Raw genomic sequence first — 12,413 nt, forward strand, 5'->3', positions numbered from 1 at the left:
AAAAAAGCATGCAAAGACGGTTACCGTCTTGCATGCTTTTTTAATTGTGTGCCATTTGAGGATCGGTGATAAAGTAAGACTGGAAATCACTAACGAAGTGACCTTTATATTTTACTGACCACTTCCTTATTCTGTAACAAAGCTACCAGATAAGCCAAGGTTAGTCCTTGACCCCATCCTTGTACTCTCTTCTTCGAGATCACCTTATAATCATCTGCTGAATACATCACAGCCGTACCCGCGGATACATTACGGACGGAGCCGTCTTCATCAATGTTTGCCAAGATGCCTTCATAAGCTTTAGCCATATAGTTTTGATGCATCGGATGTCCATATGAAACCAGTGCTGCGGCAATACCGGCGGAGGCGGAGGTTTCCTCATAGGATGTTTCATCATTTAATACCGTACGCCATAGCCCATTCGGTGACTGCAGCCTAGCCAGAGAGCTTAATTGATCGCCGAGAGCCCCTCCGATCTGCATCCACATAGGCATAAATGGATTCAACATTTTATAAGCTTGAGACATCGTATAAGCGGCCCAAGCGTTGGCTCTGCCCCAGTAAATAGCGGAAAGATGATCTTGTCTCACATTGTCCCAAGCGTGATAGAACAAATTTGTCTTCGTGTCCTGTAAATATTCTTCATGCCAGTAAAATTGTTTAAGCGCATCGTCAATATATTCCTTATTGTCCAGTTTGAATCCAAGCCTTAGCAGGAAATAAGCGGCCATGAACAACGTATCCGCCCACGCCTGCTCTGGAAAGTCATTTTTGGAGGAGACTGTATGCTGGAAAACACCATCACCAAACCGGATGGCATCTTTTCGTAGATATTCAGCCTTCAACAGAGCCAAATCAAGGTATTTTGAATCTCCTGTGGCTTCATACAGGGTTAACATGGTATGCCCCATGGCACAGCTATTTACCATCAAAGTTGGTAGCCCGAGCTCCAAATATTCGTCCACCCATTTGACCAAAAAATCGATATACGCTTGGTTTCCCGTGACTTCCCAGGCTTTGCTAATCCCGTAATAAGCAACCCCACAAGACCAATTCCAAGTGAAATCCATATTCATCGTTCTGCGGACTACCCTATCAATAAGTTCTTTAACTTCATTTTCATTGCATTCGAATTTTTTCATGACCTATTCCTCCTTATACTCAGCGCGATGAAACTTATAATCTTCATCATAGCGTGATACGACAGACACATTTTTCATGACAAAACCTTCTATATTGTAAGCCTTAAGTCCATAGTTCCCAATGGCATTCACATTTTCCAAATGGATGTTTTGTAAAGGGCTTTCCGGCAAGCCCGCCAGGAAAATAGCGTTCCCACCATAGGTATCCAACATAATATTTTTTAAAACAATATTTTGGATAACAGGGGTGCCTTCATTAATCTCTTCTTTTTTATCCAAATCATAGTCATCATGACTATAAAATTGATCTATATTAATTGCACCTCTAAACCACTTACAATCCTTGTGATCAACGTCGGTATAACGTAAAGTACAATCCTCGTATCGGATATTATCTATTTGGGCTCCTCGCCCTCTTGGTGCTTTGACAGTGGCAATGCTAAACGTATTTTCAAATTTACAGTCTTTGATGAGCACATTTCTTACGCCTCCGGCCATTTCACTTCCCATTGCAACTCCAAAACCACTTTTAAACGTGCAGTTTGTAATCTTAATATTTTGTGAAGGGATACCGACCTTTCTCCCCTCTTCATCACGACCTGATTTAATAGCAATACAATCATCTTGACTGGCAATCATGGAATTAAAAATATAAATGTCACTTGATGAATCCGGATTCAAACCGTCACCGTTGAAAATATGTTGATATCTCCTGCCATGCTCATCATATTTAGTATGTATGCTGACATGATTGACACTTACTTGATTACAGTAAATAAGATGCACGCACCACGCTGGTGACTGTCTAATTGTAATATCCTTCAGGTAAACATGATCGACATTTCTTAAGCAGACCGCTCTCCCCCGGAAACCCTTAGCTTCAGTCATTTCGTTTTTAAATAGAGCTGAACCATTGGCGTCAATTTCCCCTTCGCCTTCAATCGTAATGTTTTCTAGTCGGCCATCTAAACAATCCTTCGTATTAATTAAACTTGCATAGCATAGTTGCTCTTTGCCTTCCCATCTGTAAGTCATTACTGGATAATCGGATGGTTGATCGCTTCCAAGCAACACTCCCTCTTTTTCCACATATAGAGTCATATTACTTTTTAGGAAGATAGCCCCCGTTACGAATGTGCCCTTGGGAATATAGACTTTTCCACCAGGAGTACATGCATCGATGGCTGCCTGAATGGGTTTTGTATTAATTATTTTCTGATCAGCTATTGCCCCAAATTCTGTAATATCGAAAATTTCCGCCATAGGCTTGGTTGAGATCTTTACTGCATTACTTGGCTGGGAGACATCGCCTTCCTTGGAAACAGAACAAACATAGGCTTCATACTCATTGGATGCTTCCAAACCTGTTACTGTATAATCCGTATAAGTACAAATTCCATGGACGCTCCCATTCACGTAAATTCGGTAGCAGCTAATTTCAGATGATTTATTTGGCTTATCCCATACTAAAGCTATACTCGTATCTGTTTGTGAAGCAGGTGGTGATATCAAATTAAGCGGGGTAATATCAAATTTGTTGTTGTTTTTCATGGTGATACCCTTTCTTTTACTAAATATTATACTCTTGCTCCAAAATGTACATGAAAATAAGAATAATTTCTCCGCATATATACGCCGTATTCCCCAAACACCGCAAATATTGATATAATAGTTGTAGGAAGAATAACCCTGTGGAAGGAGTGCCTCATGAATATTCAATGCATTCCAAACATGCTACGCTTCGGTACGTGGAGCGACCCATTATGGATCGAATTTGACCGAAGAGTCGGTCAACATTCCATGCAAAACACCCATTACCATAAGGCGTATGAAATTTATTATCTATTTCATGGGGAAAGAAAGTACTTTATCAAAGACTCGATTTACCACGTTCATCCTGGTGATATGGTGCTTATTGATTCCAATGCCGTTCACAAAACTTCTGAGTTGAATGAGCCCAATCACGAACGGGTCGTCTTACATTTTTCTCAATCATTCTTTAACGGGTTCTCACCTGAGGACACAGACCTACTCCTGTCCCCCTTTGCTGATGCCCATCCATTATTTAGGTTGAACCTTCAAGAACGTATGCATGTAGAAGAGATTTTTGTATCTCTATTAAATGAATTAAGCGAACGCCCCCTAGGCTATCAATTACATATACGAAACATGGCAAATGAGTTGCTTCTATTCACAGCTCGCCACATTCATAAACGCAAGTCTCTCCCCACTGTCGAGCTTACGCCAGTCCAGCAAAAGGTAACGGACATTATCCGTCACATTAATCTGCACTTTAGGGAGCCTTTGAATCTGGACGCCCTTGCTAAGCAATTTTTTATTAGCAAAGGCCATTTGTGCCGGGTTTTTAAGGAGGTCACTGGCTTCGGCTTTACGCAATACATCAATATCACCCGAGTAAAAGAAGCCGAACACCTCCTTAGAGAAACGGACTGGAGTGTCACTTTGGTATCAGAACACTGTGGATTTGAAAATTTTTCTCACTTTGGTAAAGTGTTCAAAATGCTGTCTGGTGTGTCCCCCCGTGCATATCGTAAACGTGAGCACACTCGAAAGTGAGAAAAAAGTGGTTGAACTGGAGTATCTCCATGTTCAACCACTTTTTAATATTTTACTGTTTCACCAATTTAAAATAGTCCATGACAATCGAGCCAGTACTTGTCGCCACAAATCTAACAGGATAGGTGCCCGCGCTTGCAAAGGTTGCCTGACCTAAATTGACCTGGATATATTGATCTGCTGTAGAAGCATTTTGGTTAACAGGGGAACCTTTGGCCGTACCATTCACATAAGCCTGGACGGTCGCTCTTCCCGATGTATTCGTCTTATATTGATAAGACAAATCGTATGTGCCCGCTGTTGGTACCGTTACATTAAATTCGATCCATTGCCCACTGGCAACGCCACTCGCTTGCAGATAATAGATACCATTCGTTGAAGAGGTAGTCACGGTAATCCCCGAGGTACTTTTCGTAACCGCATTTGCACTAACTAATGATTCTCCTTCAACCTGCACAATATTATCAGAAACTTTAACAAGTTTTGTATAATCAATTACAATCGAGCCACCACTAGTAGCAGCAAATCGGATTGGATACGTACCGGCGCTTGCAAAAGTTACCTGACCTAGATTAGCTAAGATATATTGATCGGCTGGAGAGCTATTTTGATTAATCGCTGGACCTTTGGCTGCTCCATTCACATAAGTCTGTACGGTTGCTCTTCCTGTCGTGTTGCTCTTATACTGATACGACAATTGATAAGTGCCTGGGGTCTGAATGTTTACATTGAATTCGATCCATTGCCCGCTGGATACACCATTAGCTTGCAAATAATAAATGCCATTTGTTGAGGATGTTGTAACCGTAATTCCTGAAGTGCTTTTCGTTACTGCATTTGCACTGACTAGCGCCTCTCCCTCAAGAACGATATCTGGGACAGTAGGTGCTGGTGGATCATTTTCAATTGGGTCGGTAAAAATATTAGGTTGCGGCGGTGTGGTCATTCCGCCACCTAAGTAGTAGCTTGTGTGAGGAGGCTGATTGTAGCCGACATTTTGCCATGCGATGCCAAGACGGTAAACTGGATCGTGCATCAGTGTATGAAGTTTCGTGCTAGTGACACTCGTTGTCGTATAAAGTCGTAGTGCCGTGCTGTCTGTTGTTCTCCAAATCACTTCTTCACGCCAGTCTCCCAATAAGTCTGCCTGTAAGCTCGGCGTTCCTTTGCTATGATTATTTGACAATGTACCTGTAGCCGTCAATAAGTTAACTAGTGTTCCATTTGTGTAGTCCCACTTATCAATCTTTCCGATACCAGTCGAAGTTGCTGAATCCCAATTATGATCGAGCAATTCACGTTGCAAATCTCCATCCCACCAGATGGCATAATTGATTGAACCGGGATTTGAGCTACTAATTTGTATCCCTGTTACGGAATGAATACCTACATTGGTCGCCCAGAGCTCAGCGCCTTTATATCGTGGGTCGATATCAGCTGCCAATCCACGTCCGGTATCAATGCCTGTAAATTGGCCCCAGAGCACTTGACCAGTACTAGCATCGTGGATTTCGGCCCCAAATTGTGCAGAAGTACTCTCATGTACCCCGAACACTTCTAATCCTGGACGGTCCGGATTCAGATCGCTAAGATGCATGGCATCTCCGTGTTTTAGCCCGGTATTATATAACTTTGTACCGTTATCATCTATTCCAAGAGCGCCGTAATGAATTTCGTCCTTGCCGTCACCATCTACATCAGCAACTGACAATTGGTGATTACCTTGTCCTTCTGTTCCCGAATAGTTGTCGCTATCGAACGTCCATCTTTCAGTAAGCGTACCGTTTCGCCAATCATAAGCTACGAGAACAGTACGCGTGTAATAACCGCGTGCCATGACAATACTCGGACGTACACCGTCGAGATAAGCAACTCCCGCAATGAAACGGTCGACACGGTTGCCGTAACTATCGCCCCAATCGGATACCGTGCCTCTCGGTGGCTCGTAATCAACAGTTGTAAGCACACCTCCCGTTTGTCCAGAAAACACTGTAAGTTTCTCTGGGCCACTAAGTACATATCCGTCGGAGTTGCGATAATCTGCACTCCCGTTTCCGATCGTAACTCCTGTTCCGTCGACGGTTGCGTCAGCCGTTTTGCTTACAACTTCCGCTTTTCCGTCGCCATCGAAATCATACACAAGAAATTGAGTATAGTGTGCGCCCGCTCGAATGTTTCTCCCAAGGTCAATTCTCCAGAGCCGTGTACCGTTCAATTCGTATGCATCAAGATAAACATTCCCAGTATAACCTTCTTGAGAATTATCTTTTTGGTTGGTCGGATCCCATTTCAGAACAATCTCGTAATCGCCGTCGCCGTCAAGATCACCTACGCTCGCATCATTGGCTCTGTACGTATATGCTATTCCGTCAGGAGTCGTACCTCCTGCTGGTTTCTGAATCGGAATGTCTTTATAATTGGTCCCCCATACGCTCGCTATAGGTGAATCCGATTGTTCAACGCCACTGACAATGGCCCGCACCGTATAGCTAGATGAAGTGGTACCAGCTGAATCCTGATAGTTTGTGCTGTTCGTAATTGGTGTGGCGTTGACTTTAGTCCCATTGCGGTACAAGTTAAAGGAAACAGCAGTAGACTCTGTACCAAGCAACCGCCAACTAACGAAGACACCAGTGTCAACTTTAACAGCTACAACTCCTCGGTTCAGAGGTTCCGCTTGACGTGCTTGATTGGCTGAGACGGTCTGCATAGGTAAGACTGGACTCGCGAAAATAGAGAAAGCAAGGGCAAACATTGTAGCCAATTTAAACTTGGTATTCAATTTTTTATTCATTACTATTACTCCTCCAATCGAATAAGGGCTGTTCGCTCTTTAAAATATTTGTTAGATAATTTTCCTTGAAACTCTTTCAAAGTTACAAAAGAAACTAAATATTTCACCTCCAACTCAAACTTGCAAGCGCTTACTGGAATATATTAACACATTGTTTTAATTGATATCTCCGCGTTTGTACACAAGATTTTTATCAAGTCCGCAAATATTGATATGAACAATAAGTCCCAAAAGCTTTCTAATCATCGGTTTCCACCAATCATCAAATTAAAAATAAGAAAGAACCATCCTTGCCCAGGATGATTCCTCTCATTAAAGTTTCCTATACTCTTTTACAGAGTTGGCCACTTCTTAACCAAGCTTCTCCTTCAAAGCTTTATTTAGAGACCGAAACCGTAGCAGATTGTACAGTTTTGTTTCCAGCTAAATCAATAGCGTTATAAGTAATGGTGTATGTGCGCCCAGATCCATTACCAGATCGTTCAGCACGAAGCATAAATTCAGTGTCTAAGGTGCCGATCTGCGCACCCTGGATGTCATCTGATGTATTTCCATCACCTGATTCATTATCTGCTTCATTACTCGTGATAGATGAAAGAATAATCGTTCCGTTGCCAGAAAGACTATCACTAGCGCCAACAGTTGATTTTATCGTCATCATTTTGTGATTGGCCGGCCACAACTGCGTTTTATCCAGAACCAAATTTAACGTAGGTGCGGTCTTATCAATTTTTACGTATATGGAATGTGGAAGTTCTGTATTACCATTTTGATCAATACTCCAGTAAGTTAACGTGTGAATCCCTTCTTCTGAAAAAGCAACTGAAGTCCCTTGTCGCTCTGGACCTCCGTTTACCTTGTAATAGGTACCACTCACACTGGATCCGCTATCAGTTGCCATTAAGGTTACGGTAACATCTTTATTCATCCAGCCTGATGGAGCGTTATCTGTCGTAGTTGGTGGAGTGCTGTCTGGACTATGTGGCGTACCGTTCACGAAGACAGCCTCCGCTTCCATTCCATTTGTACCTACGACGATAAGCTTTACCTTATAGGTATCACCATTTGTCAGACCGCTAAGTGTCGCTTGCTTCGCGCCAGGTTCGGCATTAACGCTCACCGTTTTCGTATCCCCCGCATAAGCAGCGACATAAATATGCTTCAGCCCGCTCCCCACTTCCGTTGGATCTTGCCAGCGAAGGACGAGTTGGCCGTCGCCTTCCACAACTTGCACTTCACTTACTTGGCCAGGTGCTGTCGGCGGCTCTACTGGACCACCTGCTTGCGTTGTGTATCTATAGTTGTAAGTAGGAAGATCAAAATTCAAAACTCTATTTCTGCCAATCTGATCCTCGCCCAGATAAAAACTGGTGTGATTAGGCTGATTGTAGGAGGTATTCTGGTTTGCCACCGAGTTGCGATAGACAGAATCATGCATCAGCGTGTAAATCATGTATTCTGTAGGTATGCCCGTCATGTAAATACGCAGCTCTTCATTGTTGGTAGAACGCGCAAAGATTTCCTCTCTCCAATCGCCCAGAACGTCCGCCATGAGGTTAGGGTTATTCTTCGAGCTGTTGTTTGTGAGCGTTCCGTTAAACGAACCTATTGCTTCTGTTTCTCCAGTTACCCAGTTGTACTTGTGCACGCCCTGCGGGAGCCCGCTCTTGTCGGCGCCGCCGGCAGGGTTGGAGTCAGGCAGCTCTGATAGCAAATCGCCGTCCCAGAGCCCACTCCATGTCTGAACTGCAGGCCTTTTGAGCGGATTGCCATTATTGGTTTCAATTTCTCCATAAGCATTGAAAAGCACATCAGCCTTTCTGCCGTTTACGATTCCGGACGGGGTGCTAGCCCAAATATCATACCCTGCATGAGGGGTGACGTTAGCCAGCATAGCTCTTCCTGTATCCGCTCTGCCGAAAGTAGTACCTACTACACGTCCGCCATTTGCGCCGTTCGTAAGCGCAAAATTTAGCATTGTTGATACCGATCCGTCTTCTACAGGCGTTAAAACATACAGCTGATCACTGTCGGGAAATATAGCAGTCATATGAATCATGTCTCCATGCTTCATGAAGTCTCTATTATATTCACCATCCTTAGCCCATAAGATTGTACCGTCGTGATCAATGGCAGTGCCGCCAAGATACAACTCATCAAAGCCGTCATTGTCCAGATCACCAGAAACCATATTATGGTTTCCACCGCCATTAATCTCATTAACTGTGTCTATATCCCAAGCAAGCTTTATCTTGCCATCCACGAGTGTATACGCTGCTACCGTAGCTCTAGCATAATATCCTCTTTCCTGTAAGACAGCGGGGATTGTTTTCTTTGAATCAGAATCATTCAAATCTGCTGGGATATAACCGATTGCAATGTTAAACCGATGTGCAGTGTGTGGCCCATCCGTTTTTAACATTTCGGCCGTTGTGTACTTATAGTTAACACTATCAATGATTTCGCCGGTCTTACCTTTGAAAACTGTAAAATATTCATGAACATCTGAACTCTTGAAACCGTCTGTTTGCATATTAACACCTTCAAGAGCGATGTCGCCTACGGTGTCAACCAAGTAGTTATCATCCAACATTGGGCTGCCATAGTCGCCAACATACGCAAAGTCATAGCTTGGCGCATTGCTCAGCACGTACCCTTTTCCATCCGCACTCAAGGCATACTGACCCGTACTTTCGGAATTGTTAGGATCTGTAGGCTGGAAAACATATCCGTTGCTCTCGGTTGTTAGATACCTAAACTGTCCATTCTCGTCTGGCTTATAGGTTCTTGTTCCGTCTTGAGTCAGGATGGAGAACTCTGCTTTACCATCCTGATCCAAATCATAGAACATGAAGTTATCGAAGTGCTGACCTGATGGTGATGAATAACCCATATATAAGCGCCACAATGCAGTTCCATCTAATTTGTAGATATCGATAATATGTGGTGACGACATTCGGTTAGCCGTAGTCGTGCCAGGGTCAAAACCATTGCTCGGATACCATTTTACTGCAATCTCATACACACCATCTCCATCTACATCCGCTACCTCAGTGTCGTTTAGCCTATACATACCGAAATTACCTGTTTGGCTGTATGAAGGTAGCGGCCGCTGTAATTTAATTGAGATGTAATTGTCTGCTAGAGCTTCTACCTCTTTACTAAATGATTCAGTACCATCCTGAATAGTCTTGATTAAATATTTATCTCCAACTGTACCCCCAACATCAAGATAGTTTGTCAAATTATCCACAGTGGTAATCTTAAAGCCGTTGCGGTAAATATCAAACGTAATGTCTTTGCCATTGTTCACCTTGGCATATTCATCCACTAATGTTCTCCACGAAAGGAAAATGCCGCCTTGCGCGCTGTCGATGTATGTTTTTGATACTGTGTCGTACACCTTATTTTTGATTGCGTATAGACCTCTGTCTAGATATTCGATAGAACGTTCAAATCCATTCAAGTTATTCTTAGATGAATAGTAGTTAACTCGTGCCTCCACCCAAATGTCACTATTCACTGTATAATGATCAGTTGGCTTAATCTTTGCCTTGTAAACATAGATGCCTTCTTGATTTGGGTTAAATTCCGGTGAGGCGAATTTCGCACGAGGTGGTATACTGCTTCCTAGATCTTGAAGTGTAGTATATGTTGCTGTCCATGTTGCAGAATCGATGTCAAGTTTAATAATTTTTCCGTTACTAAGTACCCCATATGTCTGTGTGGGAAGAAGACTTTTCAACTCGTCAACACTAGATACAGAGCCATAGCTGAGTTCCAGCGTTGTAGGATCATATGCCCCCGTCGCATTATAGCTGCTTATATAATTAGCTTTATAAGTTAGAGTTAAGTTTTTCGGGTTTTGAATGCCATCAGGGATTATCAACGGAGCTGTCCATGTATAATTGGTGTACACATCTGCATCAAAAACCGGATTGCTGGTCCACGCTCCGATCGATAAGTCTCGTTTTGAACCGTCACCCATTGTAGCAACGACGGTTGTTGGACGGCTATTCACATGCTGTTGCCAATCAGGCGCTGTAACCATTACATCCGATGGTTGTGCAATCGATGCTATACTGTTGGATGTGGAAAGTTTGTTCCTAATACCGAAGTTATCCAGACCCATTGATATTGTACCTTTCCAACCACCTACAGCTATAATGCCTGAATTGGCCACTGAGGCATAAATCGGGATATCGGCTCTTTCATAAAGTACAGTTGTTGGATTATTTTTTTCAACTATTTTTAAATCAGCATTATGATGGTCATAGTCAAATGAAATCTTTACAGTGTACCAAGTTGAACCATTAGCTGTAATACCCGTTGGTACAGCCGTTGATGATGTGTAAACCGAATTTCGCACGGATGCACCTTGAAGATCTTCAGTCGAGTAGGTTAATCCGTAACCGGCAGCGACATTTTCACCTTTAGTATAATATAGTATTTCCCTGTTTTTATTGAATTGCAGGCCAAAATAGGGATAGGTACTACCTGAAGCTATAAAGGCTACGTCACCAAATCGGCTATCGCTTGCTTGAGCACTAATAGGCAACCAATCCAACATCACATCGGAGCTTGAGAACGCTTGATTAGGTAGGTCTAGCTTAGAAACACGATATGCCCCACTGCTGCCAGCACTCACTTGCATATACTTGTTTGCTGAACTGCTTTCCTGCACCTGAGACAGCGTAGCACCGCTTGATCCGCCCTCGGCGATGATACCAGTTCCAATCGCTTTACTTTCCCAAATTCCAGCCTCGAAATCATTCCAGTAAGATGTATAGTATTTCGAGGGGGAAATCTCACTTAAATACTTCACCCCAAAGTTGTCGATCCCGTATTGTGGAATTCCTTTGAACGCCGTTAATAACAATTTGTTCAAATTACCCGCCGCTGCGCGAATCGGTATTCCATTTTGCGTAAATGTTTTCGTCGGATCACTCTTATCGGTAATCGTTAAGTCTGCAAAGTGATTGACATAGTCAAAATAGATGCTAACCGAATACCAGTTCGAGCCGTTTCCTTGCAATCCTGTGTTTTGTAACGCAGCTACCCTTGTATCATTGGTGCCGGTTGGCAGCAAATTGCCATTGAGATCAACACCCTTATACAGATCAGTCGTATAATTCACACCCGGTGTATTATAGTAGAAGAGCTGTAGGTTTTGATTAAATGTAATATTAAAATAAGAATAGTTATCCGCCGAGCTTAAGAACATGATATCCCCATAACGAGTTTCTCCGTTCGTACTAATCGGCTTCAAGTCAAAGACAACTTCAGCACCGCTTGTATTTGCGCTGGATAGTGGCAAGTAGGTAGCGCGCCAAGCAGATGCATTGTTTCCAGCTGCTTTCATAAATTCATTGCCGTTTGTTTCGGTCTCATTGGTTAGTGTCATCGAAGCATTCGCACTTCCGGAAATTTGCGATCCTGCCGCTGATTGAGGCCAAGTATTACCCTGCTCAAAGTCCCACCACACATCATAATAGGATGGCGGGTTTACGCTTGCTTCCGCTTTTCTTATCTGTCCGAAATTGAAACTGCTTACAAAAAACAATACAGATAACAATACAATAAAAAGTTTTTTGTTGTTCGCCATTTTCTTTCCCCCATTTAACAATTTTGGACGTTAGGTCATTTCTGGTGAGAATTAGTTGAGTTTCCCTTTTTCCAGTCACCTCCTGAAAAATATTTCAGGAGTCTTGATCTCGTTCCTATGCGCACATTTCTCAATTCATACACGTACATCTAATTACGTTTCAGCTTTTAAAGATATCACCAATAGATTAGTAAGCGGTTACAATTCCTCCTTTAATCGACTCACCGTACAACGAATAATAATGACTCTACATATTTCCAACAATAAGATTATTTTAAAAATGGCTACAACAAGA

The 12,413-nt window shown here is 42.8% G+C and carries 5 protein-coding genes and 1 pseudogene; 1 reads left to right on the forward strand and 5 read right to left on the reverse strand.

From position 1 onward, the window contains the following. Positions 1-104 precede the first annotated feature (104 nt). Both AC58UX_RS11895 and AC58UX_RS11900 read right to left on the reverse strand, forming a co-directional pair. A complete protein-coding gene (locus tag AC58UX_RS11895) occupies positions 105-1,142 on the reverse strand; it encodes a glycoside hydrolase family 88/105 protein (protein WP_497252760.1) in 1,038 nt (345 codons plus the stop codon). Positions 1,143-1,145: 3 nt separating this feature from the next. Next, positions 1,146-2,693: a glycoside hydrolase family 28 protein gene (locus AC58UX_RS11900; protein ID WP_497252762.1), complete on the reverse strand. Its 1,548-nt coding sequence runs from the start codon at positions 2,691-2,693 to the stop codon at positions 1,146-1,148. Between the two features lie 180 nt (positions 2,694-2,873). Here AC58UX_RS11900 and AC58UX_RS11905 point away from each other — a divergent pair, with 180 nt between their 5' ends. Then, complete coding sequence (locus AC58UX_RS11905) at positions 2,874-3,719, forward strand: helix-turn-helix domain-containing protein (RefSeq protein ID WP_497252764.1); 846 nt, start codon at positions 2,874-2,876, stop codon at positions 3,717-3,719. A 52-nt stretch (positions 3,720-3,771) separates the two neighbouring features. Here the strand turns inward: AC58UX_RS11905 and AC58UX_RS11910 are convergent, their stop codons facing one another. From AC58UX_RS11910 to AC58UX_RS11920, 3 genes and pseudogenes are all read right to left on the reverse strand, one after another. Next, complete coding sequence (locus AC58UX_RS11910) at positions 3,772-4,362, reverse strand: carbohydrate-binding domain-containing protein (protein WP_497253641.1); 591 nt, start codon at positions 4,360-4,362, stop codon at positions 3,772-3,774. A gap of 270 nt (positions 4,363-4,632) precedes the next feature. Then, a pseudogene (locus AC58UX_RS11915) lies at positions 4,633-6,474 on the reverse strand (rhamnogalacturonan lyase); the annotation flags it as partial. Between the two features lie 415 nt (positions 6,475-6,889). Continuing rightward, a complete protein-coding gene (locus tag AC58UX_RS11920) occupies positions 6,890-12,118 on the reverse strand; it encodes a rhamnogalacturonan lyase family protein (protein ID WP_497252766.1) in 5,229 nt (1,742 codons plus the stop codon). Positions 12,119-12,413: the final 295 nt, after the last annotated feature.

It is taken from the genome of Paenibacillus sp. J22P90 (genome assembly GCF_059692195.1).

What these genes read in the sequence shown, in the direction of transcription:
- AC58UX_RS11895 (WP_497252760.1), bottom strand. Translation starts at nt 1,142, where the DNA reads ATGAAAAAATTCGAATGCAATGAAAATGAAGTTAAAGAACTTATTGAT.
- AC58UX_RS11900 (WP_497252762.1), bottom strand. Translation starts at nt 2,693, where the DNA reads ATGAAAAACAACAACAAATTTGATATTACCCCGCTTAATTTGATATCA.
- AC58UX_RS11905 (WP_497252764.1), top strand. Translation starts at nt 2,874, where the DNA reads ATGCTACGCTTCGGTACGTGGAGCGACCCATTATGGATCGAATTTGAC.
- AC58UX_RS11920 (WP_497252766.1), bottom strand. Translation starts at nt 12,118, where the DNA reads ATGGCGAACAACAAAAAACTTTTTATTGTATTGTTATCTGTATTGTTT.